We start from the raw sequence: 23,555 nt of genomic DNA, 5'->3' as shown, positions 1-23,555 counted from the left end.
TTAATTTCTTACCAAATCTTATTCAACTTCGATAACTGGCAATTGGTCTGCATTTTCAACAGGGACGGTCAAGTCTTGTCCTCCATAGTATTTCTCAGAAATTGCCTTCAAAGTTCCGTCAGCTTTCATCGCTTCAAGAGCTTCGTCAATTTTTTCTTTCAAGCTTGTGTCAGCCTTGCTCATAACAATCCCTTGTTCTGTTGGGTTGTATTTAGCATCACCCATCTTCACCTTGATGTCTGGGAAGTTAGCATTTGCCCACTTGATAGCCATTACTTGTGTATAGTAGTCGTTTGGAATGAAGTCTGTACGACCTGTTGATACATCACGTAAGTAAACATCGTTGGTTACGTTGTCATAGATAACTGGCTCTGCACCTTGCTTTTCAGCAATTTTCATGTACTGAGTACCTGCGCCACCACCAGCTTTCTTGCCAGTCCAGTCGCTCAAGTCAGCTGCTTCGATCCCTGATGAACCATCTTCACGGACGATATAACCACCAACTGAATATTTATAAGGGATAGAGAAGTTATACTTTTCCTTACGAGCTTCGGTCATGTCAAAGTTGTTAACAGAAATATCTACCTTACCACTGTCAACCGCTGTAAAGGCTTCTGCCACACCGATTTCTTGGTATTCAATTTCCAGTTTCAAACGCTTACCAATTTCATTGATCATGTCAATTTCATAACCGACCAATTCTTTGGCATCGTTGTAGTAAGAAGTTGGGAAGAGGGTTCCTGGTGTAGCAACTTTCAAGACACCTGCTTCTTGTACTTTTTCCCACTGGGTTTGGCTAGCTGAAGAAGAGCTTTCTGTGCTTGTTGAAGTATTTGAACAAGCTGCAAGAGTAATTGATGAAACAAGCAGGGCTGATGCCAACAATTTTTTCAACATAGGTTCTAATCTCCTTTGGAAGCTTAGGCTTCTCTTTTTTCTTTTTCTTGGTGTTAACCCACCAACTTTTATAGGGTAACACTTTTAAAGAGATTTGGCAAGTATTTTATCTGAAAAATGAATTCCCTTACAAGTTGAGTAAACCTGCTGCCTCCATTTGGTCTGCCAACTGTAAGAGCAAATCTTCTCGTCCCTTGGCTGCTGTCAATTGGATACCAATTGGCAAGCCGTCAGCCCGCACATAAGTTGGCAGAGAAATAGCTGGCTGACCACAAATATTGGCCTGCTGCGTAAAGGGGGTTAGGGCCAGACTATCCTCGAACATTTGCCAGATCAGGTCCTGCTGCTCTTCCATAGAATAATTCTGGGTCTGCTTGAGGCGGTCCAGCAAATCTGCTGGCAGGTCAAATTGCCCATGCTTGGGCGCTACATCCGCCACTGTCGGCGTCAGGAGCAAGTCGTATTCCTCATGGAAACGTGCCATTCTGGCTCCAAACTGGTCCCAGTCCAAGAGGGCCTTGGAGTGCAATTTGGCTGGAATGGTTTGCCCGCTCTGGTAAATAGCCCAGGACATGACTTCCATGTCATCCAAGGTCATCTGACGCCCAAAAGCTGCTTCGATGTCGTCAAACATCTGGGCTGTGTCCACGCTGTTCATCAGGTAGAAGGATTTCATCAGGGCCACTCCATCCAGAGGATATTCTGATAATTCCACCACTTCATGCCCCAAATTTGCCAAGTGATGACAGGCTTTTTGAACCGCTTCTACCGCTTCAGGACTGACCTTGCTGCCTACTGGCGACTTGGTATAATAGGCAATTTTAAGGGGGCGTGAACCTTTTCCAAAAACCTCCTCTTCACTCAGCTTGGCAAGGGGAAAGGGAGCTTCTAGCTGATAGTCCTGGAAATGATAGAGCAGGCGCTGGGTATCGCGTACCGACTTGTTCAGGGCAAAATTGACAGATGCCCCCTGCCAGCCACGATAGGACTTAGGTCCAACTGGAATCCGACCACGACTGGTTTTGAGCCCAATTAAGCCATTGAAGGAGGCAGGGATGCGAATAGACCCCCCGCCATCCGATGCAGCTGCAATAGAAACCATGCCTGAAGCTAGTGCTGCGGCTGCACCACCACTTGAGCCACCGGCATTACGGCTAGTATCCAAGGGAAGATTGACTGCTCCATGTATGCTGGCGTCTGAGATATTTTTGAAGCCGAATTCTGGCGTGTTGGTTCGACCGACAATGATAAAACCCAAGTCCTTCAAGCGTTGGACATAGGTATCGGTATGGCCTGCTGGTCGACCAGCAAGCAGGCGAGAACCTGCAGAAGATGGCTGCCCCTTTTCATTTTGCCCCAAATCCTTGAGCAAGAAGGGAACCCCTGCAAATGGCTTGCCCAGATAGTCTTCTTTCTCCGCTTCTTTCAAGGCCTCTTCATACTGCTTGCTGACAACCGCATTGAGGGTGGGATTGAGATTTTCTATTCTGTCAATGGTTTCTTGCACCAATTCCTTGGCAGAAACCTGTTTCTGATTGACAGCCTGAGCCATGGCTGTCGCATCTTTCCATTCCATAGGGACCTCTATTTCTGCTTTTATCCTTCGCTCAGCATCAAGCCGACCAATTCTTCTGCACTAATCTTCCCGAAATAATGGGCCATATCTAAATCCGCCAAGGCTGCTTGAAGGTCTTCTTCGAGCAAGCGTGTGCCAATTAGCTTATTTTCAACTTCATCAATATTGCCCTTGGCAAAGAAATCTCCGTAAATACGGCATTTGGCAATGCGGCCTTTTTCAACTTCGAGGTGAATATCCACAGTTCCCCCAACAAAACGACCATCACGGTGGTAGCTATACTGTGGCGAATTGCCGTAGTTCCATTCCCAGTTCTTATACTTGTCTGCCACCAACTTGTCAATGGCTGCCCAGTCTTCCTCAGTCAAGACATAGCGTTTTGCCTGGTCAATGGACTCAATACCCAATAACTTGCAGGTAATGAGGTTCTTAAATTCCTCTGTTGTGACAGACTGATATTCTTCTGCCAGATATGGACGGATGGTTCCCACACGGCTTTTGACAGACTTGATGCCTTTTGATTCAATCTTTTTCTTATTGGGATTGAGGACCTTGGACATGGCTTCTTCGTCAATATCCAAAAGAAGAGAGTAGCCACCATAAACACGATTGTTGCTGATGGTCATAGCTGCACCTGATACCTTTTTCCCTTCAATCACTAGGTCATTGCGGCCTGTTTGCTCTACCTCAACAGCTCCCAACTCATGCAGGGCCTTGATTGCAGGCTGATAGGCACGTTTGAAATCTCCGAAAATCCCGTTATCTTGAATTAAATAGCAGACATTGACAGAGCCCTTGTCTACATAGATAGCACCGCCACCTGTATCCCGACGAACCAAAAGGATATTGTTCTCTTTGAGGTAGTCTTCATTGATTTCGACCAGGGCATTTTGAAACTTGCCGATTTCTACCTTAGGGTCACAGTAATAGGGAAAGAGAATATCATCATCCAAGAAGACATTTTGCTGAACATAGACCTGCATAGCTAGAGCAACTGCTCCATCGCTGACATATTGGCCGTTACGAATTGGTTCGATTAGATACATGTTTTTCTCCTTTAAAATAAATTTTATGGGTTTCTTTTAATAATTGGGCACTGTCTTCTGCCAGGGTCAAACTTCGTTCCCTGATAGGCAGGGGCAGGCGATAGTGTTTTTGATTAAGACAGACATAGAGGGCCTGTGGATTTTGCTGAACTCTTGTTTGAAAAGGTGTCTTGATAAACTGCGGCGTGGTAAAGCCAATCCCAATTTCCAGATAGAGAACCTTGCCTGTTTGATGGTCTTCTAAAAAGGCATCGTAGCGGGCTTTTTGAGCAAAGAAATCTGGCGATTCAACCATGCCCTTTTCGGCATTGCGTTTGTTAATCTCGAAAGGGGCATCACAGACTGGACAACGCGGAATTAGGTCATAGGGAATCTTCATATCCTCCTGCTCTGCTATCATCCGACGAATGAGGGCATCATCTCGATAGGTCTGGTCATGGCAATGGCGACTGCATTGCCAGAGACCGTATTCCCCTTGAATGTGGAAAACCTTATTCCTATCGTAGTCGGCAACCCAAAAGGCATTGTCTGCATTGGTGGTGATGATGTGATAGGGCTTGGTTTCTAAAAGCTCCCGCAAATGGATATAGGAGGCACCAACAGGCTGGTCCAGATAATTAAGGGCAACAAAGCGGCTCTGAAAGGCCCAATATTCCTCCGTGCTTTCAAAGTCAAAAAGGCTAGCCTGCAACATATCCAAAAAGCCGTACTTGGCGATAAAATCTGGAAAGGCTGTTTCAAAACGTGGACCGATGTAGGTAAAGCCATCCGCCGCAGACATGCCTGCTCCAATGCCCACCACCACCGCATCAGCTTCAGCCAGCAAACCTGCAAGCAGCTCCGCCTGAGTTTTTTCTTCTTGTTTAAGCGTCTGCCACATGGACATCCTCCTTTTCTCCTAATAAGGCTGTATAGTAGCTCTGGTCTTCCACCGTATAGGTCGAAAAAATGACCTTTAGGGGATAGGTTGTTTCCGTCAGCCACTTGCGGACAGTTCGAACTGCCACTTCCGCCGCCTGGTCCTTGGGATAGCCAAATTCCCCTGTTGATAGAGCTGGAAAGGCGATTGCTTTAAGACCACGCGCCTGAGCCTCCTCTAAACAGGACAGGTAGCACTGCTCCAAGAGCCCTCTCCGAATAGCCGAAACTGGCTTACCTTCTGGGATAAAGGGTCCCACCGTGTGAAAGACCAAACCAGCTGGCAGGTGAAAACCAGGTGTCACCATGACCTTGCCAACTGCTGCTGGAAGACCTTGGTCTTCCATTTTCTTGGCACAAAACTGGCGTAACTCCAAACCAGCAAAGGTATGGAGGGCATTGTCCAGACAGGCGTGGTTGGGGATAAAACAGCCCAGCATCTGACTATTGGCAGCGTTGACCACTGCATCAACCTGCAAATGACACAAATCTCCTGGATAGAGAAAAATCTGAGGGTCGCTCGTCGGCTGACAGACTGACACATCCTGCATATGTTCCTCATGATAGGCTGCTAGAAAGGCCTCCTCCGCTACCAGATAGTCCGCCCCAATCGGTCCCGCTGGTCGTTGATTGACCAAACCTCTCCAAATCGGAATAGCTTCTTCAAGACTAGTCAATTCAAGCTCCGCTGACTGTAGATCACCATTCTCAGTCTTCAAGATGGCAATCATAGACCCCAGCAAGTCTAGCATCTCTTCCTTAAGCATCTTCAAGTGCTAAAAAGGCTTCTTCAGACACATCGGTTAAGCGAATCAACCAGTTTTCTTCTGGTTTTTCCGAATTGAGCAAGGTTGGTTGTTCCAGAGCAGCCGTATTGCGCTCTACCACCCGACCTGCAATAGGGGTCAGGATAGCCATAACTGTTTTTGAGGCTTCGAGATTGAGAATCTCATCATTGACTTCTAAGACTTCCTTGTCGGAAAAAATAACAAAACCAAGTGTACCGACATCATCCTGCAACTCTGCTGTCATACGAATAGTGTAAATAGCATCTTCTTTTTCTACCCAGAGGTAGTTGGCAATTTTTTTCATAGTGTCTCACTTTCTACAATTTGTGCTAGTAATTCGATGGCTTTCAAGCGGTTATCAATCCCTGAAACCAAGGGGATAAAGAGGAGTTCGTCTGGCTGACAAGCTGCAACCAGTCTTTCAAGTTGCTCCTTGACTTCTGCTGGATTGCCAATAATCATCCGACTGCGGTGCTGGGCAATTCTTTCCCTATCCTGCTCCGTCAGATCATAGGCCTGATAGGTGGCTAGGCTTGGAAAATGGGTAAATTCATTAAAATCTTGCTTGCCCAACATCCAAATATCTAGCGATTTTGCCAGATTTTCTGCCTCCTGACTGGTTTCCGCAATCACTACAAAGAGGGCCAGGGCAAAATGCGGTTGCGCCATGATGTCTGACGGCTGAAACTCCCTACGGTAATCCTGAGCCAATTTTCCAGCTGTTTCCACAGGATCATGGGGAATGTAAGGGAAGCTACCAAAGACATAGCCCAAGCCCTCCTTAGCAGACAGAGCCATGGACTGCCCACCCATCCCCAAGGTGAAGATTTCTGGGTAGCTTGCCAGCTTGGGCGACAGACCAATGACTTCATCTCTTCCTGTCAGATAGCCTGTAAACTGCTGGATCCATTTGTCAAATTGACTGGGTTGAAACTGGCTACGCATGTGCTCTTTAACCAGAGCCGTTCCGGTAGAATTTCCCAAGCCGATGTCCACCCGACCTGGAAACAGAGTTTCCAAACTGGCTGCCAGCTCTGCTATTTTATAAGGCGAATAATGCAAGCCCATGATGCCGCCCGAACCCAGATGAATCCGCTGGGTCCGACTGGCCAAGTAAGGAATCACGACCTCGGGACTGCCGATGGTCAGGGCATGGACATTGTGGTGCTCCGCCAACCAAAACCGATGGTAGCCCAAGCGATCCGCCGCCTGCACCAGCGCCAAACTATCCTGCCAGGCCTCCTGATAGGTCCGGCCCTCATCCAAAAGCCCATAGTCCAAGAGACTAATCTTCATACCTTTCCTCCTCGTAGTGTTTTTCTAGGCTACGGAAAACCTCTCGCGATTCCCTCGGCAACGACTCCCCATAGTCCATCAAGGGAACAATATCCTTGAAAGAAGCCTGGGGAATAGCCAGCTTGGACAGGTCTTCTGACTTGATCCGCAGTTGGATGTCTTCTGGCTTGCCGGCCGCGATCTTGTGGACAAACTCAGGATCGGTGATAAAAGGTGTTGACAAACCAACCATATCCGCATGCTCCAAGGCCTCAATAGCCTTCTCCGCCGAATTGATTCCCCCTGTCGCCATAACCACCAGCCTATCCTTTAAGGTATCGTGAACCACCTGATTGACCAAGCGCCCCTGATGGCGCCCAGCCCCTCGAACCTGATTGCGAAAAACATCATGCCCCCATGAAGCGATGGCTAGGTAGTCAATCCTTGCAACATCCAAAGCCATGTCCATGAACTGTAAAAATTCCTCGATAGAATAGCCGATACTGGCTCCTCTTGTTTCCTCAGGCGTTGCCCGAAAACCAAGGATAAAGTCAGCTGGCGCCAACTGGTCAATCATTTCCTGAACCTTCCGCAAGACTTCTAAACCAAAACGGGAACGATTTTCCAAGTTTTGACAGCCATAGCGGTCCTGACGTTGATTGGAAAAAGTCGAAAAGAAGGTCTGAATCAGCAAGCGCTGGGCAGAAGAGATCTCAACTCCTGCAAAACCCGCCTCAATAGCCCGTCGCGTCGCCTGACCATAGGCCTCTACCAGCTCTTCCAGCTCTGCTATGGTCAACTCCTTGACCTCATGGGGAAAGGGAGCATGGAGTTTCATGGGACTGGGACCATAGACCAGCTTGTCCCGCTGAAGGGTGTGGCTGGAAAAACGACCAGCATGGGTCAGTTGCAAGATTGCCTTTGCCCCCTTGGACTGCATGACCTGGGCCAGTTTTCGCAAACCATCAACATCCTCATCCTTGGCCACGCTAAAGCCAAACTCGAACAATTGTCCCTTGGGGTCCACATAAGCCGCCCCTGTGATTTGCAATGGAGCCGCATCCGCCCGCCGCTCCGCATAGTCCAAATCATCCTGGGTCACCAAGCCATCTGCTGTGGAGGAATTGGTCACCATGGGCGACAGGACAAAACGATTGGCTAGGACGGTTTGGTGCAATGGCAGAGCTTCAAATAATGCTTGATAGGTTTCCATATTTCCTCCTAGATACCATATTTTTCCATAGACTGCTTGATGGTCTTTCCGAGCGCCATAAAATCAGCCATGTTGTCCGACGAAGGATAAAAAGTAGACAGACTGGCCCCATTTTCAACCAAGACTTGCTCAATCCGTTTCTTCATATCCTCCACCGTCACATCCTGACCGACCAAGTCTGACAGATTGGCCATCGAAGCTGGATCTACCTGTGGAAATCTGTCCGATACTTCTTGCGGAGCAAAACTTGCTGCATAAAAATCCGCCACTACTTGCCCACGTTTGACTTGATTGCCTGACACACTGATATAGGCAGAAATGGCAATAGCCTCTTGGTAAATCCGCTGGGCCAATCCAGCAAACTTCCGCCCCTTGATACTAAGGTCGTAGGTCCCAGGACAGTAGGAAGTTGCCACCTCACCACTGACCACATCGAAGGGAAAATCCGAAAGCGCCTGAGCAATCAAATCCACCATGACCTGATAGGATTCCCTCAAATCAACCTTGTGACCAGAAGGATTGGGCAAAATCAGAGTGACATTTAAAATCCCCTCATCTGCAACGACTGCCAAACCGCCCAAACTCCGAATAATAGGACTGTAGCCCGCCCGACCAATACTGGCCAATCCCCTGTCCAGCTGGACGACCTGACTATCCATCATACCTAGAATGACCGTTTTATCCATGGGCCAAAAATGCAAAATGCCTGTATCGGTCTGACGATTGACCTCGCGCAAAAAGACCTCTGTCCACACCAACGGCCCCTGTTTCAAACCAGTCAAGCCAGACCGATCTTCGTATTTTTTTATGGTCACATTCTCAACCCAAGATTTCATTCGTAAGCGTTCTCTTTCAATTTGCTATTCCTATTTTAACACAGACTAGCTGATGTAGGAGCAAAAATATTCAACTTGCTTTCAGTGTGTATATATTTATTGTTGTTTATTCAAAAGGGGAAGGCTACTTGCACAATACAGTGAAGTTGAGACCTCTGCCCTAACCTTGGTATGGACTATTTGCTCATACATGGATTTTTCTGAACGTGGTTAGGACAAACCCGCCACTCTATTAGAAGGCTTTCAAGAGGGGCCTAAGAAGACCAGAGGGCTCTATCGCTAACATTTCTTCGCTAATATCTATGGTCGTCATTAAGAGCAGCTCAGATGTTAGACTACCTCTTTTCTTAATCTTATAGTATATTATCTAAGTCCCATTCACCATGCAGTGCAAGTGGGGGAGATAATTCTAATGTACATGTTAGCCGAACTTGTTGGTGTGCTGCTCTTTGTGTGCACGGCTTCACAGCTACTCACGGAACGGCCAAGCTGTAAGTACTTCGACAAATGCGACAAAAACAAACTTAGCCTGAGTACCTTGAGTAAGTAACAAAAAACACCCCATGGTGTGAACCATGAAGTGCTGATAAATGCTGTATTGTAGCTGGTTCTTAACGTTTTGAGAATTTCGCTATTGAAAACGAAGAATTCTCAACCCTTATAAATCCCGTTATATCAACATTTACGAAAATAAAACTTCCATGAAAATGGACTAAAATCCACTGGTTTGGATAAAATTGACACCAATTAACACCATAGAATAGACTAGTCAGCTATCTCATGATTTGAGGTGGCATTATGTCGATAATAATATCAAAATATTTTGTATCAACTTCTTTTGGAGCAACGTAACTAATATTTCGTTTGGCATTGAAAATATCAGATTCTTCCAATGAAGTAGAGAGTCCGCTCCATGGTTCTAATGCGATAAAGGGGCTCTGATTTGTAGTTGACCAAATCACTAAATATGGAAAATCATCAAATGCAATCGAAAGTTTCTTCTGATGATTTTTTGATTTCAAGGTTACCTTTCGTGATGCTAATTGATCCAATGTGATGGCATCATGCTCAAACAATTGATAGGACAAGTCCAAGGTCTTTTGATTTTCCAAGAATGGCCGGCGGTCTCGCAGATCAAGTAAGCCAGTTTCTGGAAAACTTCTAGGTACTGTACAAGATTCTACTTTTTCAAATTCTAAATAATAGTCTTCATAACTCTCACCATCCAACAAGGGACAATTAAAACCTGGGTGACCCCCAATAAAGTAAGGTAGCTTTCTATGTCCCTCAAGGTTTTTCACCCGATATTCAGTTCGAATTGTATTGCCAAGTAGTGAGTAGTTAATGGAAAGTTCAAATTCAAAAGGGTAATTTTTTACGGTTTCTTCGTTTGATGAAATAGAAAATTCCAAAGAGTTCTCTGTACTATTTACATTTTTGAAGATCATTTTTCTCACAAGTCCATGCCTTGGAATTGTGCCTGTAAATGTCGGCCTTTCTGCAGGTTCATAGATAGCCCAATCATTTCGTAAACTTCCACAAATCGGAAATAGAACTGGTGCTTGACCGCTCCAATAGGTCGGATCGCCTTGCCAAAGATATTCGATTCCATCCTTGTCTTTAATAGAAATAATTTGTCCACCTAATTCAGAAAATTGTACTGTTAAGTTCTCATTTTTTAATTCGAACATAAAAACTGCCTCCCTTATATGAAAACAAGGATGCTAACTTGAGCTAGGCATCCTTGTATTAGTTTTATTCAATAACCTGTGTTTCTGCTACTTTTTTATACCAATAAGCACTTTTCTTTGGATAGCGTTCTTGGGTCTCAAAGTCAACATAGAACAATCCATATCGTTTCTCGTATCCATTTGACCACGAAAATACATCCATCAAGGACCAGATGAAATAACCTTTAACATTGGCACCATCTGAGATGGCATCTGAAATCACTTCTAAATGCTTTTTCACGTAGTCGATTCGACCATCGTCATAGACTGTACCATCTACAAACTCATCTTTATAGCCTAGGCCGTTTTCAGTGATGTAGATTTTCTTATAGTTTGGATAGTCATTTTTCACACGCATGATTTGATCATAAAGGCCTTGCGGATAGATAATCCAATCCCAGTCCGTTTTTGGAACATCGACTGGGGATTCTCTACGACCAACTCCTTTGATTTGATACTTAGAACTTCCTTTTTCACCTTTACCATTATGGATAATTTCAGTCTCACCGTCATGAGCCCTCATCCAATCACTCATATAGTAATTGATGCCCAAGAAGTCGTTCAAATCTTTTGCGGCATCTAAGGCAGCGAAGTCTTCATCACGAAGGTCTAATTCTCCACCATTCACTTTCAGAATATGTCGAACGCCTTCAAGCGTTTTTTCAGAATAGTAACCCAAGTATGTAGCATCGAGGATAAATTTATTATGAATAATATCTTCTAGTTCCGCTGCACGAACATCGTCAGGATTGGTTGGATCATAAGGATATTTCGTTGGCAATGCGTGTACAACACCAATTTCTCCACTATAACCAGCATCCTTGTAGAGCTTAACCGCCTTAGCATGTGAAACCATCATATTGTGGTGAGATTGGAATACCTTAGCTAAGTCATACTGAATCCCTGGTGGGAACTTCCCAACTAGATATTGCCCATCACCAATTGGACCGATTTCATTAAAGGTTGTCCAGTAATTCACTTCAGGGAATTCTTTGAAGCAAAACGCTGCGTAATTGACGAAGTGCTCAATATTTTCTCGATTCAGAAAGTCACCATTAGAATGTAGCGTTTCTGGTGTATCAAAATGGTGAAGCGTTACAAATGGTTCTACGTGACGTTTATGGCATTCCGCAAATAATTTATGGTAATACTCTACTCCCCTTGGATTCACTTCTCCAAAGCCTGTTGGGAAGATACGAGACCACGCAATTGAAATCCGAATGCCATTCACACCAAACTGCTCACTTAGTTCTAAATCAACTGGATAACGATTATAAAAATCAGAAGCTGGTTCCGCAGTGTACCAGTAATTATCTTCTAGATACTTGTCCCACGCAACACGACCTTTTCCATCCGTCTGTGTAGCACCCTCTGCTTGATATGCAGCAGTTGCTCCACCAAATATAAAATCTTTTGGTAATGTTTTAACCATATGCCTACCTTCTTCTATATAAAACTAAAGTCTTTTGGTTTGCTTTTAGTACTAGGCAACGAGATGCAGGCTGTACTAGAGTACGGCAAAGCGAGTTAACGAAGTAATAAAAGATAAACCAAATGACGATAAAGGGGGAGGAGTTGGAGATTTATTACTCCCTCCCCTTTTGATTAAGAACCTGTATTCACAAGTGAAGTGCTTGTATATAAGAGATAGTTTTTCGCTAATCAAGGCGGCTTTTTGAGGGAATACTGACTGTATTTTGAAAAAAACTAACGATGAGTAGCTGAAAAACTAGCCTTAGATGGAAGTGCTAAACCGTGAATATAGGTTCTAAAACTGTTGTTTGACAAAGTCAAGAGCACCTTGACCATCACGTGTGAGTTTAATGTATTGAGCCCCTTCAGTTTTGGCAAGTTTAATACCCAATGCATCGGTTTCTTGTTTAATGTCATCGTAGTTTGATGCTACTTGAGGTGCAAGGATGACTAATTGATACTCTGGCAAAATCTCACGGTGTGCCCCATAGCTTCCTGCTGTAGCTGTAACTGGAACACCATATTCTTTTGCAGCTTTAGTTAGAGCGTTGGCAAGTAATCCACTTGTACCACCCCCTGCACAAAGTACCAAAACATTGGTTTGTTCAGAAATTTCGGTATCGACTGCAGCTTTTTCAAGAATAGCATCCGCTTTTGCAGTATTAAAGTTAGCCGCCACTTTCTCTTTCAAGCTATTTTCAACTTTCCCTGATTGTTCTTCAGCGAGAATTTGCTCATCATAAACTTTCAAGAATGGATAATAGATAAGTACATCGACAACCACCAATAAGATAGCTAGTGCAAAGGCGAGTGGAGCAAAGTTTGTTCCCATTACAATCCCCAACGGTCCTGGAGTTGTCCATGGTAAGTTGACGCTGAAACTGTTCATTTTTAGCGTATCAACAAAGAATTTGAAAATCCATACGTTAGCAATTGGAGCTAAGATGAATGGAACAAAGAATACTGGGTTGAGTACAAGTGGTGCACCAAACAAGATTGGTTCGTTTACACCAAAGAAAGTTGGAACAACTGAAGCACGTCCAATTGCTTTATTTCGTTTAGACTTAGTCAACCACATAAACATGAATGGCACAACCAAGGTAGCACCTGTACCACCCATTGTCACGATAAACATTTGAGTACCTGAAGTCAGGATTTTGTCCGCGTGTTGACCGGCTTGTAAAAGCTGGAAGTTGGTTTCAATATTAGCATAAGTAATGGCTGCAATTGCTGGTTCAACAATAGATGGACCATGAATCCCTACAAACCAGAACAAAGCATAGGCACCAAAGATAATTGTAATACCAACATAACCATCTGCGGCTGTAAATAGAGGCTCAAATAATTTCAGAATCGCCTCAGCAACGTTTGTTCCAAGGAATTGACGTGTCACAAGATCAATTCCATACAAGACAAAGATAGATAATGCATATGGAATTACATCTTTAAATGCCTGGGATACGTTCGGTGGAACTTCGTCTGGCATACGAATGGTGACATTGTTTTTCACACAGACTTTATAGATATTAACCGTAATGAAGGCTGCTAGAAAGGCTGTCAAAAGTCCCTTAGTTCCCATGTAACCATTGGCAAATCCACCTTCAATACCATCAGAAGCCAGTAATAAGAAACCTGAAATTGAGGCAATCATGGTTGAGATGAAGTTGATTTGATTGGTTTTTGGCAATTGACGGTTAAACGCATCTGTCAAAGATTTTGCGGTCGTTCCTGCAACTAAGACAGCTACAATACCCATTGTATAACCGTAAGGTTTCATGATAGCCGCAACTGCTTCATCAGACCAAGTAAAACCAAAGATATTAGGAACAAAAGCCACCAATAGGAAGATACTTGAGAACAAGATAACCGGCATGGCAGCGATAAAACCATCACGGATAGCCCTTAAATAAGGGTTTCTCGAAATCTTTTCAAAGAAAGGCTTCCCTTTCTCAATGAATTCAATCAATTTATTCATTACTTATCACCTCGTTTGTAAAGTTCAATCATATGACTCATCATATCTTTCAATAATAATGTCGTCATGAGATGGTCTTGACCATGCATGAGCGTCACACTAAAGGCTAAATCCTCACCAGCCGCTTCTTTCTGCAACAAACTTGTCTGAGCATGGTGGGCTTCAACAATACAAGTATTGGCAGCCTCAACTAGTTCTTCTGCTTTTGCGTAATCACCTTTTTGAGCAGCAGCCAGTGCCTCCATCAAACGAGAACGAGCATCACCAGCGAATGCAACAATCTCAAAACCTAATAAAGTAATTTCTTCTCTGTTCATAATATGAACCTCCTTTTAAAATTGAATTGATTTACAATAACCGTTGAATATGTAATACAATATAGAACCTTTCACTATCATTTACTGGCTCATCAACCAATGATGTAATCATCTCAAAAATCTGACTTCCAACCTGATGGGCTCTTGGATTCTGGAGCTTGATGTACTGTTCCAAACTAGCAATCGATTCATTTGACTGATGGGATCTATCTAAGTAATTCAGAAAATAGGACAAATGAATCATAAAGCGATCATAAAAATTGCTATTTTCTTTAGAGCGTTTAATCCCATTCTCTATCAAAATTTGTTCAACCTCAGCAATAATTTTCTTACTGATGTCATGTTCTTCACTTGTGGGATGAATTGTTTCACCTTTTGCATTGATTAAGTGAAGTGCAATTTTACCAATCTCATCATTTGGAAAATCTTCTAGCAACTTTTCACGAAACATAGCTAAGGCTTCACGCGCCATTTTATATTCCAATGGATATTCGGCTGAAATATTGGGTAGCCTACTCTCTTGATAACTGTTCTTTAAAACCGCCTGATATGCACAATAGATATGATCTGTCAGTGTCACATATAGATATTCTTGTACAGGGTAATGATAAGTTTCTACCAGATGATTAATAACCGTGTAGGTTGCCGAAATAAAATCTAAGGGAATATCTTTTAATAAGGTTAGAAAATTTTCTTTGGCTTCATCATTTTTTAGCGAAAAGATATTTTCTATCTTGTCCTTGACAATTAAATCCCCTTTCTTCTTTTGAAAGGTTATACCTAATCCCATCACGACTGCCTGTTCCCCATGTTCATTTTTCACCAGTGCAGCGTTATTATTTAGTGACTGTATAATCCTAAACATATATCCCTCCTATATTTTTAAGCAAAAAAAGACTACAAACAAACCGAGAATATCCTACTCTCAAATCCATTTGTAGTCTTGCCTAATCGAATTAGTTACAATCCACTCTATTCTTGCTGATGAGATTATTATAGCATATTCTCAGAAAATGTAAACCCTTTCTTTTAAGAAAATGGTTATTTTTTCAATTATTTTTCTAGCCAAGAAGTTGCTGTTTGAGACAAGACTGCATCAAGTCCCTCGATATTTTCACGACCAACAGTACGTAACCATTCACGCGCAGCTTCTTCACCTTGTTCAATATAGACTGGCACAACACCTGCCCATGTTGCACGACCACAGAGAACACCGTTAAATTTAGCACCTGCTTCATGTGCAAACACTAGTGTATCTTGGAAAAGCTTAGCAGAAACACCTGCACTTAGATAAATGTATGGCAAATGAGTTGATGCTTCTTGTTGACGGAAATATTCAGCTGCTTCTTCTTTTGTATAGACGACTTCCCCTGTTCCAAAGCCTTCTACAAAATTCATGTTTACAGGTACTTCTACCTTGAGAACATCTACTCCAAAACGTTCATCCGAAAAGACTTTCATGGCTTCATTTACTTTTCGAGGTTTGACTTTTGCAAATTCCACACTGGCATTGTCTTCAATCGTTTCATCATAGCTCAAAATTTCCAAGAAGAATGGTAAACCTTCAGCCTGACATTCTGAACCCAAGCGTTCAATATAGGCATATTTTTGAAGGTTGACATATTGGTCTCCATCAACATCATAATAGAGTAAGAACTTGATAGCATCTGCCCCTTCTTCTTTTAGTCGTTTTACAGACCACTCTACTAGGCAATCTGGTAAGCGACTAGTAGAGCTGGTATCATAGCCAGTTTTTTCATAAGCTAAAAGTAGACCACATTGTTCATCACGGGCGCGTGATGCTGGCAAACCAAATTCAGGATCTAACAGAATTGAGGAAGAAAACTGTGTTAATTCTTCTGAAACTAGTTTCTTTAGTTCTTCCATCTGCTCCACAGTAGGTTCTTCTGTCTGATGTTTTGCCATCATTTTTTTCAGGGCTCCACGTTGGTCAAAAGCTAAAGCTGAAATAATACCTGCTTCATTGCTTACTTTTTCCATGTATTTTCTTTTATCTGCTGTTACTACCATATTATACCTCTTCGACTTCGATTTGAGAATACAACGATTCTGCATTTTCTAAATTGACGTAACCTGTCTGTTCTTCTTGGGCATTTAACATGCCTAAAACATTAGCATTTTTTAATAATTCTGCTTCAGGTAAAGCATGTACCAAACCTGCTGCAATACCTGCAACTGTTGAATCTCCTGAACCTACTGGATTGACGACTTTGATTTTTGGAATTCTAACACGATAGAACTTGTCATTGTGCTTGGCAAAAGCCCCCTGCGCCCCTAATGAGACGACTATCCAATCAATTCCTTGGAAAAGTTGACCAGACAAAACTGATTTCAACTCTTGAATATCATCAGTAACTTCTTTACCAATCAGTTGTGATAATTCCTCTGTATTCGGCTTAATAACTGTCGGCTTCTGCTGGCTTTCTAAAACGTTTTTCAGCGCCTCACCAGAACAATCCAAAACAACAGCTACACCGTATTTTTTACAAAGTTCTACAATCTCAACATAATAATTGCTAGCAAGTCCCTTAGGCAAACTTCCTGAAATGACAACTACATCTACATTGTTCAGAATAATTTCAAGATGTTCGATAAGATTCAAGGCTTCGTGTTCATGAATAGTTGGGCCTTGTTCTAAAATCTCCGTCTGTTTGCCATCATGAAGAACCGCAATACAGTTACGTGTTTCGCTCCCAATTTCCACAAAGGAATTTTTAATAGCATTTCGAGTGAGTTGTTTCTTGACATAGCTTCCAATCTCACCGCCAATAAAGCCTGTTGCTACAACATCTTCACCAATTTGCTTCAAAACTCGTGTGACATTAAGCCCCTTACCACCAGCTGTTTTTTGAACTTTTTCTACTCGATTGACCGTATCCAAATGAAAGGTATCCAATTGATAGGCAATATCAACCGACGGATTTAAAGTGATTGTCAAAATCATGTGAGCCTCCTAGTCGTGGTATTCTCCACGATCCCACTTTTCAAGAAATTCCGTAAAGAACTCTGGATTAGCCTGCTCTTGATTGAGCGTTTCAACTGCAGCAATCTTTTCAATTAAGCGTTTGTTTGCTTCAGTTGGTTTGTATTCTGCTTTAATGAAGGCTTCAATGATGTCGCACATGAGCAACTCACCTGTAATCTTTCCTCCAAAACCAATGACGTTGGCATTTAACTCTTCTTTTGCATAGAGTGCAGAGGTCATATCACGAACCAGGGCTGATCGAACACCAGGTACCTTGTTTACAGCATTGTTGATTCCAACACCTGTTCCACAAATACAAATTCCCAAATCTGCTTGTCCGCTTGCAACAGCTTCACCAACTTTTTTACCAAAGATTGGGTAATGAGTACGAACATTGTCATAAGTCCCAAAGTCCAATACTTCATATCCTTGATTTTTCAAATAATCTACCACAGCGATTTTTTCATAGGTTACAATGTGGTCACAACCGATTGCAATTTTCATCTCTTATTCTCCTTCGTTTACAACAATTAGCACATTTTATTTAGCATATCGACACGAATTTGGTGACGGCCGCCATCATACTCACCTTCAACAAATCCTTTAACGATATTTTTAGCAATTCCTTCTCCTACAATCTCACTACCGATTGTAATGATACGAGAATTGTTGTGTCCTCTTGTCATATAGGCAGAACGTTCGTCTGAAACTTCTGCAGCGATCATCCCTTTGACTTTAGTTGCGGTCATAAATGGACCAACACCATAAGCATCAATCACAATGCCAAGATTTCCTTCCTCTTGATTAACTTCTGCAACTACTGCCAAAGTTGTATCAACAAAATCACTTCCATCACTGACATCTTTAAAGTCATATGATTTTTCTAGCAAATAATCTTTAATAACGTCTTTTAGTTTTGAACCCGCTGGATCAGCACCGATAATGATTGTCATAACCTATCTCCTAACAAAAATAGAAAGTTGTAGCCATATTTGGCAGAAAATCTTTGTTTTGCAAAACTTAGAAAAAGCGTTTTCGCTTTTTATGTTTAAATTATACAACCAAACAAACACAAAGTCAACATATTTTGTTTTATTTTTGTTTATTTTTTTCGTATGCAAACAAAAAACCAACATTTCTCTGTTGGTTTTGATAACTTTATGATTTTGTAGAAATAATTTCGATGTGCTTACTTAATAATTGGTAATTTTCATCCTTTGCATTCATATCGGTCACTAGAGCAGTTACATCATTCAAATCACAAAAGGAAGTAAAATCATCTTTTCCAATTTTTGAGGCATCCAGAAGTAGATATTTTTCTAAAGAATGTTTAATAGCAATATTTTGCGTATAGGCTTCGGCTAGGGTAGAGGTCATGACATCAGTTCCCTTAAGTCCGTTACCTGAAAAGAAAATCTTGCTGAATCGCATTTTTTCTAAACTTGTATTGGTAATTTCTCCTACAAAAGATTCTGTCACTTGGCGATATTCTCCCCCCAAGAGAAAGACTTGAAACTCCTCGGTCTTTTTTTGAGATAGGATGGTAAAAACAGGCATACAGTTTGTGATGACTGTTAGGCGAGGATTTTTAATGGCCTCAGCCAGAAAGGCAACTGTTGTTCCTGGGCCTAAAAATACCGTATCTCCATCTTCTATCAGCTGTGCAGCTCTTTCTGCTATCTCTTGCTTGGCTTCCTTATTCTGAATGTGTTTCTCAGAATGGGAATATTCCCGATATTGAAAAGCCTTATTACTTCTAGCACCGCCGTGAATTTTTGTTAAGACACCTTGCTCTTCCAATTCAATAAAATCACGTCGAACAGTCATATCAGTAACATTTAGCAATTCAACAATCTCAGAAATTCGAACTGTGCCTTTTTTGTTTACCAATCGTGTAATTTCTTCCAGTCGTTCTCGTTTATTCATGTTTAATCCTTTGTTGTTTTTTTACATTATATCAAAAATAAACAAGAATATGTTGGAATTTTGAACATTTGTTTTAAATGATAATTACAACTTTATTATGCGAGCAATCTTCGCGAGCAGGTTTTGCGCGGTTCGCAAAACATCGGTTCGTTAGAACCGACTGCAAGGAAAAAAGAAAGCATGGTGCTTTCTTTTTGGGCTGCAAGCCTACGTGTTTAGCGATGAGTAACGATAGTTTACTCACGCTAAACACGTATCTCATCAAAAATGAGATTATCTCAATAATAACATCAGTAGAATAAATAAAAATAGGCAGAAAATATCGAAATCTCCTGCCTTTTACCTATTCCACAGACTTCTTTACTATTCCACTTTTTGAGAAATAATGGATGGTTATATTCGTCCATAAACATAAACTAAATGTGGTTTTAAGTTAGCCATCTTTTACGACTGAATCGGTTACTTTAATGGCCCATCTTTCATAGAAAAATGGATTCCTCTATGAACCAACAAGTTAAGTTTTCTTGGTTTTCTTTAGTATTCCAACATTATTGAAAATATGGATTATTCTAAAAGTCCATATCGCAAATCGACGTGGGCTACTCTAATACACCATTATTTCTATCATAATGGACCTCTATTCAAATCCACTTTTTAAGAAAACTTGGACTTCTTTACTATTCCACATTTAGCGATAAAATGGGAAACTCTAACTATTCGGGTTCATGGCACTGTTTTGCAAAATGGGTTTCGATTAACATTTCGCCAGAACAGTTAATGGCATTAGGTCATGTTGAAAAAGATACGGAAGGTTGGATAGAACTTGTCAATCAATACTTACAATATTGTATAGAGATTGGTTTAAGTCCATATACACAAGCGACCTACAAAGCAGCATTGGCCAAAGTTCTCGGAGTTTCCTCAACTAATTTCATCGCTACACAACCACGTACTCGTGCAAATCGTATGAATAATCGTGTAGTGCATAAAGACTATCGTTTATCCAACAAAAATAACGACTACTGGCATAAAGTAGTTACCGCAACAGGCTTACGAAAAAGTGAATTGATCCACGTCACTGGTGATGCTCTGCAACGCGGCCGTGATGGCCGTTGGTATTTAAATTTAGACGGCCATAAGCATCGCACAAAAGGACGCAGAGATCGCTGGTCTCCCATCATGGCTACTAGTCAAGAGGAAGAAGAGTGGTTAGTTGCTATTTTCCAACGAGCAGGAGAAAAGAAAGTCTTTCATGTTCCCAAAGATTTAATTCTCGACGATTTTGATGGAAAGAAAGTTCCCACTGCATTAAAGCCACATAAGTATCGTGCTGAGTATGCAGAGCGTGTTTATCGCAGTGTAGCACGCGAAATCTCCAAGATTAGAAATCGTAAAGAAGTTATCCATCTGCGTAAAGAGTTAGTTGGCATCTCACTCGACAGAAAAGCTTGTAAAATTGTGACAAAGGCTCTGGGACACAATAGACCAGAGGAATTTCCTCGTTCCTACGCATATATTTTATTCTAAGCGTGATATTTCCATCAACGAAGATGTTTATCAAGCTGTGACAAAACTTGCACAAACAAAAGAAGGCTATATCTTTGATTGGAATGGATTCAAGCAAGCTAGTCAACTTCAAAAGCTGTTAAAACAGCTGGGATTAACAAAAACGACATTTCATGGACTTCGTGACACGCATGCCTCATTTCTCTTTTCAAAAGATATTAGCCTAGACTATATTTCTCGTCGTCTAGGTCATAACTCTATCTTAACAACACAACAGTATTATCTAGAATTGATGCCAGAAAAAAAGCACCAGCAAGATGCCGATGCTTTAAGTCTCTTAAACGACTTATCATTATAATTAACACCAACTGGCACCAAAAAAGTGCCATAATCGTTGGTATAATAAGGTTTTGATTAACGTTTTGAGAACTGGCTAGCTTTACGTGCTTTCTTAAGACCTGGTTGGGGCATCTTTTGTTTCAACCAATTTCAAAAGCTTTTAATATCAACGTTTTCACGGGTTTTCAAAACTTAAAATTTCATCCAATTTCAACTAATTTCATCAAAATAAGGTAAATTTTCAATCAAAATAATCAAAATCGGACCAGAAAATATAAAAGTTTACCTTATTCTTGATTCTAGAAAATACATCAACTAAAAATATTCACTTTTAATTTTCACGCATACCATGTATAATATAGTTACAAAATTAGGAGGCGTAGCTAATGAATGCTCCACTGAGTATCAGTACTACAAAAGTTTGCAAAGAGGAACCTAATGTAGAAACTAGTATTCTCAAAGCTGAGCCAACTGTTGACTTTGACAAAAAATTAGAAAATGCTATGAACCAATATAATGAACTATTGAAAGAATTGGTGGATAAATGATTTTTCTAACTAAGTATATTTGACAGATTCACAGCCGATTCTTGAAATAAAGCCTAAAATGAAAAAAAGTGGTTATCGACCTGATTGTTGATAACCGCTTTTTCTGTATTCTACTGTATTCTACTGTATTCTACTGTATTCTACTGTATTCTACTGTATTCTACTGTATTCTACTGTATTCTACTGTATTCTACTGTATTCTACTGTATTCTTATTACTAATAGTACCCTGACTGCAATCACTTATCAACCAAAAGATAATATTGATTGCGGTCATTCTTACTCGAACCAAACCAAGTAATGATTTCTAGGTCACGAAGATTATGAAGTAATTTAACAACAAATGATCGACTCCTACCTGTAAGCTCAATGGCTTTTGCCGTTGTCATTCTCTCGCCTGAATTATACATATAGTGGACAATCAGTTGCTCATCCGCATTAAGGTCGCCAAAATCAGTAAACTGTTTCTCTAAACTGTCTCTGGTTCGTAGGTGTCGGCTGACAATATTATTTTCAAGCGTCAGAACAACCTTGTTTCCAGGTTCTGAGTATTTTGGTTCATGGAGAAAGGCTGATTCCATTTCCGAGTAGATACGTTTAACACCTTTATTCATCTCACGAACCCTTACGTGATGATAGCAAAATAAAATGGCTCCCGAAATGAATTCAGAAGCCACTAGGTGTAGTCTCTAGCAATCTACACCGCTATCGATGTTACTATTTTACCATTTGAAAATTTTTTCGTCAACTATTTATCCTTACTTCTTTAAATGTAATCATCGATTTTTTTCAGTTTATTAAAAGCATCCGTCCCAAGAATTCTATTAAATTCACTAGTTGGAATTACATTCTTCAAATCGATGATAATTCGTTTAAATTCTCTTGTTAATCTTTTTAGTTCCGTCTTTGAATAACCAAAAGCTTTTAGATACATGATGATAAGAGATAAATAATCGACTATAGATTTAAATGATATATTGGTAATACCAAATTTAATCCTCAAATCATTTAATAAAGTATTATTTATCCTGCGATTCTTAAAGCGAGTATCAAAAATAATATGATTATGTGCAATACCATTTCTTAATTCATTCAAAATAAAGATATGATTCGTTAAATGATCTGCATTCGTATCCATATGGTCATATATTCCAAGATTAGTGAGCACTTCTTTTCGATCCTCTTTATGCATTTGTTTTACAAAATCGCCCAGCTTACCAAGTGAAACAATCTCAAACATTACCCATAGCGGTATAGGTTCCCCTGAATTAATTTTATGTGTTACCATTTTATTCTTACCATAATTCATATGGACGCTACTGTGAATATTTTTTTGAAGGTTTAACCGATTATTCAACATCATCGTTTTATCTGAACCACTAAAACGATGGTAGTCTGTTAACTTTTCGCTGTAGATACTTTCAAATGTTGGATTTGACTCACTGACCAACTCATCTAAAATATAATTTTTAATGGAGGTTTCAATAGATACTAAGGGTGAAAATAATAAATCTTTGAGAGCAGTATCAAAGTTATAAACAGCAATAATTTCATCAAAATGGCTAAAGGAGAATAAATTCCTTCTTTCTTGATAAAAACGATAGCCCTTATATCCATGATAATAGCCCATTCGCAACAACATTTTCTTATGATTAGAACCACCTATATCTATTCCATGCATCGTTCTAATATGCTTCATCAATGCATTGGTTGATTTTCCTTTTTCCACGGTTCCTCCTGTATTTCTAATTTTTAATAATTAATACCGCTCCTGAGTATCTCAAAATATTAAACAAAGAGAGTCCTCATCAGCATTTCATCGTCCCAGTCAGAAATATTTATTTTGACATTTTTATCTTTACACATCGCTTTTAACAGGCGTAGAAATTTTTTATTATCTGCACCAGTCAGTATTTCATCATAACAAGATAGAACGTCTTTGTTATCAGAAAAGATAATTGGAATTTTTCCTAAAGCTTTATTTATTTCGGAATAATCCCCATTATACCCCTGATTTAGCGTATGGCGTAAACTAAATAATTCAATCACAAAATTGCGCTTTGTTATCTTCACTAACATTTTTCGTTGATAATATTCTGCTACAAGCGTTCCAACAATACCCGATGTAATAAACGCTGTTAAGATTTCCATTCTTACCCCATCTCCTTCACTTTACTTTCAAAAAATCCAATCTCATCATCCGAAAG

At 40.9% G+C, this 23,555-nt stretch carries 23 protein-coding genes and 2 pseudogenes; 3 read left to right on the top strand and 22 right to left on the bottom strand.

Annotated elements, in window-relative coordinates:
• Positions 1-18: 18 nt before the first annotated feature.
• From C1G53_RS01145 to C1G53_RS01050, 19 genes are all read right to left on the bottom strand, one after another.
• Positions 19-897: a transporter substrate-binding domain-containing protein gene (locus tag C1G53_RS01145; RefSeq protein ID WP_105117350.1), complete on the bottom strand. Its 879-nt coding sequence runs from the start codon at positions 895-897 to the stop codon at positions 19-21.
• 127 nt (positions 898-1,024) lie between these two features.
• Positions 1,025-2,473 (bottom strand): amidase, encoded by a 1,449-nt coding sequence (locus tag C1G53_RS01140; RefSeq protein ID WP_105117349.1) that lies wholly within the window; start codon positions 2,471-2,473, stop codon positions 1,025-1,027.
• A 20-nt stretch (positions 2,474-2,493) separates the two neighbouring features.
• A complete protein-coding gene (locus tag C1G53_RS01135) occupies positions 2,494-3,519 on the bottom strand; it encodes a lipoate--protein ligase (protein ID WP_105117348.1) in 1,026 nt (341 codons plus the stop codon).
• Positions 3,494-4,405 carry an SIR2 family NAD-dependent protein deacylase gene (locus tag C1G53_RS01130; RefSeq protein ID WP_105117347.1) on the bottom strand — a complete coding sequence of 304 codons (912 nt, stop codon included), beginning with the start codon at positions 4,403-4,405 and terminating at the stop codon, positions 3,494-3,496. The genes C1G53_RS01135 and C1G53_RS01130 overlap by 26 nt, the downstream gene beginning before the upstream one ends.
• Positions 4,383-5,204, bottom strand: coding sequence for a protein-ADP-ribose hydrolase (locus tag C1G53_RS01125; protein ID WP_105117346.1), 822 nt, complete (start codon positions 5,202-5,204; stop codon positions 4,383-4,385). Before C1G53_RS01125 ends, C1G53_RS01130 begins: the two co-directional genes overlap by 23 nt.
• Entirely contained in the window at positions 5,197-5,529 is a 333-nt protein-coding gene (locus C1G53_RS01120; protein WP_023369315.1) for a glycine cleavage system protein H, read from the bottom strand. Before C1G53_RS01120 ends, C1G53_RS01125 begins: the two co-directional genes overlap by 8 nt.
• Positions 5,526-6,521: an MsnO8 family LLM class oxidoreductase gene (locus C1G53_RS01115; RefSeq protein ID WP_105117345.1), complete on the bottom strand. Its 996-nt coding sequence runs from the start codon at positions 6,519-6,521 to the stop codon at positions 5,526-5,528. Before C1G53_RS01115 ends, C1G53_RS01120 begins: the two co-directional genes overlap by 4 nt.
• Entirely contained in the window at positions 6,511-7,713 is a 1,203-nt protein-coding gene (locus C1G53_RS01110; RefSeq protein ID WP_105117344.1) for an NADH-dependent flavin oxidoreductase, read from the bottom strand. The genes C1G53_RS01115 and C1G53_RS01110 overlap by 11 nt, the downstream gene beginning before the upstream one ends.
• Positions 7,714-7,721: 8 nt before the next feature.
• A complete protein-coding gene (locus tag C1G53_RS01105) occupies positions 7,722-8,549 on the bottom strand; it encodes a lipoate--protein ligase family protein (protein ID WP_105117343.1) in 828 nt (275 codons plus the stop codon).
• 773 nt (positions 8,550-9,322) lie between these two features.
• The gene (locus tag C1G53_RS01100; RefSeq protein ID WP_105117342.1) at positions 9,323-10,240 is read right to left on the bottom strand and encodes an aldose 1-epimerase family protein; all 918 of its coding nucleotides are present in this window, start codon (positions 10,238-10,240) and stop codon (positions 9,323-9,325) included.
• 64 nt (positions 10,241-10,304) lie between these two features.
• The gene (gene lacG, locus C1G53_RS01095) at positions 10,305-11,711 is read right to left on the bottom strand and encodes a 6-phospho-beta-galactosidase (RefSeq protein WP_105117341.1); all 1,407 of its coding nucleotides are present in this window, start codon (positions 11,709-11,711) and stop codon (positions 10,305-10,307) included.
• A gap of 336 nt (positions 11,712-12,047) precedes the next feature.
• A complete protein-coding gene (locus tag C1G53_RS01090) occupies positions 12,048-13,727 on the bottom strand; it encodes a lactose-specific PTS transporter subunit EIIC (RefSeq protein ID WP_002941140.1) in 1,680 nt (559 codons plus the stop codon).
• The gene (locus C1G53_RS01085; RefSeq protein ID WP_100881101.1) at positions 13,727-14,044 is read right to left on the bottom strand and encodes a PTS lactose/cellobiose transporter subunit IIA; all 318 of its coding nucleotides are present in this window, start codon (positions 14,042-14,044) and stop codon (positions 13,727-13,729) included. The genes C1G53_RS01090 and C1G53_RS01085 overlap by 1 nt, the downstream gene beginning before the upstream one ends.
• A 31-nt stretch (positions 14,045-14,075) precedes the next feature.
• Entirely contained in the window at positions 14,076-14,909 is an 834-nt protein-coding gene (locus C1G53_RS01080) for a PRD domain-containing protein (protein ID WP_105117340.1), read from the bottom strand.
• Positions 14,910-15,097: 188 nt separating this feature from the next.
• Positions 15,098-16,075 carry a tagatose-bisphosphate aldolase gene (gene lacD, locus C1G53_RS01075; protein ID WP_105117339.1) on the bottom strand — a complete coding sequence of 326 codons (978 nt, stop codon included), beginning with the start codon at positions 16,073-16,075 and terminating at the stop codon, positions 15,098-15,100.
• 1 nt (position 16,076) lies between these two features.
• Positions 16,077-17,009: a tagatose-6-phosphate kinase gene (locus C1G53_RS01070; RefSeq protein ID WP_105117338.1), complete on the bottom strand. Its 933-nt coding sequence runs from the start codon at positions 17,007-17,009 to the stop codon at positions 16,077-16,079.
• A 9-nt stretch (positions 17,010-17,018) separates the two neighbouring features.
• Positions 17,019-17,534, bottom strand: coding sequence for a galactose-6-phosphate isomerase subunit LacB (lacB, locus tag C1G53_RS01065; protein ID WP_002941130.1), 516 nt, complete (start codon positions 17,532-17,534; stop codon positions 17,019-17,021).
• Between the two features lie 26 nt (positions 17,535-17,560).
• Positions 17,561-17,983 carry a galactose-6-phosphate isomerase subunit LacA gene (gene lacA / locus C1G53_RS01060; RefSeq protein WP_002941127.1) on the bottom strand — a complete coding sequence of 141 codons (423 nt, stop codon included), beginning with the start codon at positions 17,981-17,983 and terminating at the stop codon, positions 17,561-17,563.
• Positions 17,984-18,188: 205 nt separating this feature from the next.
• Positions 18,189-18,956: a DeoR/GlpR family DNA-binding transcription regulator gene (locus C1G53_RS01050; RefSeq protein WP_024418727.1), complete on the bottom strand. Its 768-nt coding sequence runs from the start codon at positions 18,954-18,956 to the stop codon at positions 18,189-18,191.
• Positions 18,957-19,733: 777 nt separating this feature from the next.
• Between C1G53_RS01050 and C1G53_RS01045 the strand changes: the two genes are divergently transcribed.
• From C1G53_RS01045 to C1G53_RS13230, 3 genes and pseudogenes are all read left to right on the top strand, one after another.
• Entirely contained in the window at positions 19,734-20,483 is a 750-nt protein-coding gene (locus C1G53_RS01045; protein ID WP_105117337.1) for a hypothetical protein, read from the top strand.
• Positions 20,476-20,820 (top strand): annotated as a pseudogene (locus tag C1G53_RS01040) (tyrosine-type recombinase/integrase); the annotation flags it as partial. The gene C1G53_RS01045 and the pseudogene C1G53_RS01040, both read left to right, overlap by 8 nt.
• A 367-nt stretch (positions 20,821-21,187) precedes the next feature.
• A complete protein-coding gene (locus C1G53_RS13230) occupies positions 21,188-21,349 on the top strand; it encodes a hypothetical protein (protein WP_238139079.1) in 162 nt (53 codons plus the stop codon).
• 238 nt (positions 21,350-21,587) lie between these two features.
• On the opposite strand, the pseudogene C1G53_RS01030 reads toward C1G53_RS13230, so the two are convergent.
• The 3 genes and pseudogenes from C1G53_RS01030 to C1G53_RS01020 form a co-directional block, all read right to left on the bottom strand.
• Positions 21,588-21,971: pseudogene (locus tag C1G53_RS01030) on the bottom strand (ATP-dependent DNA helicase); the annotation flags it as partial.
• A gap of 143 nt (positions 21,972-22,114) precedes the next feature.
• Positions 22,115-23,077 carry an Abi family protein gene (locus C1G53_RS01025; protein ID WP_105117335.1) on the bottom strand — a complete coding sequence of 321 codons (963 nt, stop codon included), beginning with the start codon at positions 23,075-23,077 and terminating at the stop codon, positions 22,115-22,117.
• 59 nt (positions 23,078-23,136) lie between these two features.
• Complete coding sequence (locus tag C1G53_RS01020) at positions 23,137-23,499, bottom strand: hypothetical protein (RefSeq protein ID WP_105117334.1); 363 nt, start codon at positions 23,497-23,499, stop codon at positions 23,137-23,139.
• Positions 23,500-23,555: the final 56 nt, after the last annotated feature.

Source organism: Streptococcus suis, from assembly GCF_002960445.1.
In the GTDB taxonomy this organism is placed as follows: Bacteria; Bacillota; Bacilli; order Lactobacillales; family Streptococcaceae; genus Streptococcus; species Streptococcus hyiners.
This window is presented reverse-complemented; position numbering and strand designations above follow the sequence as displayed.

Coding starts and splice junctions, on each gene's coding strand:
- C1G53_RS01145 (WP_105117350.1), bottom strand. CDS start 897: ATGTTGAAAAAATTGTTGGCATCAGCCCTGCTTGTTTCATCAATTACT.
- C1G53_RS01140 (WP_105117349.1), bottom strand. CDS start 2,473: ATGGAATGGAAAGATGCGACAGCCATGGCTCAGGCTGTCAATCAGAAA.
- C1G53_RS01135 (WP_105117348.1), bottom strand. CDS start 3,519: ATGTATCTAATCGAACCAATTCGTAACGGCCAATATGTCAGCGATGGA.
- C1G53_RS01130 (WP_105117347.1), bottom strand. CDS start 4,405: ATGTCCATGTGGCAGACGCTTAAACAAGAAGAAAAAACTCAGGCGGAG.
- C1G53_RS01125 (WP_105117346.1), bottom strand. CDS start 5,204: ATGCTTAAGGAAGAGATGCTAGACTTGCTGGGGTCTATGATTGCCATC.
- C1G53_RS01120 (WP_023369315.1), bottom strand. CDS start 5,529: ATGAAAAAAATTGCCAACTACCTCTGGGTAGAAAAAGAAGATGCTATT.
- C1G53_RS01115 (WP_105117345.1), bottom strand. CDS start 6,521: ATGAAGATTAGTCTCTTGGACTATGGGCTTTTGGATGAGGGCCGGACC.
- C1G53_RS01110 (WP_105117344.1), bottom strand. CDS start 7,713: ATGGAAACCTATCAAGCATTATTTGAAGCTCTGCCATTGCACCAAACC.
- C1G53_RS01105 (WP_105117343.1), bottom strand. CDS start 8,549: ATGAAATCTTGGGTTGAGAATGTGACCATAAAAAAATACGAAGATCGG.
- C1G53_RS01100 (WP_105117342.1), bottom strand. CDS start 10,240: ATGTTCGAATTAAAAAATGAGAACTTAACAGTACAATTTTCTGAATTA.
- lacG (WP_105117341.1), bottom strand. CDS start 11,711: ATGGTTAAAACATTACCAAAAGATTTTATATTTGGTGGAGCAACTGCT.
- C1G53_RS01090 (WP_002941140.1), bottom strand. CDS start 13,727: ATGAATAAATTGATTGAATTCATTGAGAAAGGGAAGCCTTTCTTTGAA.
- C1G53_RS01085 (WP_100881101.1), bottom strand. CDS start 14,044: ATGAACAGAGAAGAAATTACTTTATTAGGTTTTGAGATTGTTGCATTC.
- C1G53_RS01080 (WP_105117340.1), bottom strand. CDS start 14,909: ATGTTTAGGATTATACAGTCACTAAATAATAACGCTGCACTGGTGAAA.
- lacD (WP_105117339.1), bottom strand. CDS start 16,075: ATGGTAGTAACAGCAGATAAAAGAAAATACATGGAAAAAGTAAGCAAT.
- C1G53_RS01070 (WP_105117338.1), bottom strand. CDS start 17,009: ATGATTTTGACAATCACTTTAAATCCGTCGGTTGATATTGCCTATCAA.
- lacB (WP_002941130.1), bottom strand. CDS start 17,534: ATGAAAATTGCAATCGGTTGTGACCACATTGTAACCTATGAAAAAATC.
- lacA (WP_002941127.1), bottom strand. CDS start 17,983: ATGACAATCATTATCGGTGCTGATCCAGCGGGTTCAAAACTAAAAGAC.
- C1G53_RS01050 (WP_024418727.1), bottom strand. CDS start 18,956: ATGAATAAACGAGAACGACTGGAAGAAATTACACGATTGGTAAACAAA.
- C1G53_RS01045 (WP_105117337.1), top strand. CDS start 19,734: ATGGCATTAGGTCATGTTGAAAAAGATACGGAAGGTTGGATAGAACTT.
- C1G53_RS13230 (WP_238139079.1), top strand. CDS start 21,188: ATGAATGCTCCACTGAGTATCAGTACTACAAAAGTTTGCAAAGAGGAA.
- C1G53_RS01020 (WP_105117334.1), bottom strand. CDS start 23,499: ATGGAAATCTTAACAGCGTTTATTACATCGGGTATTGTTGGAACGCTT.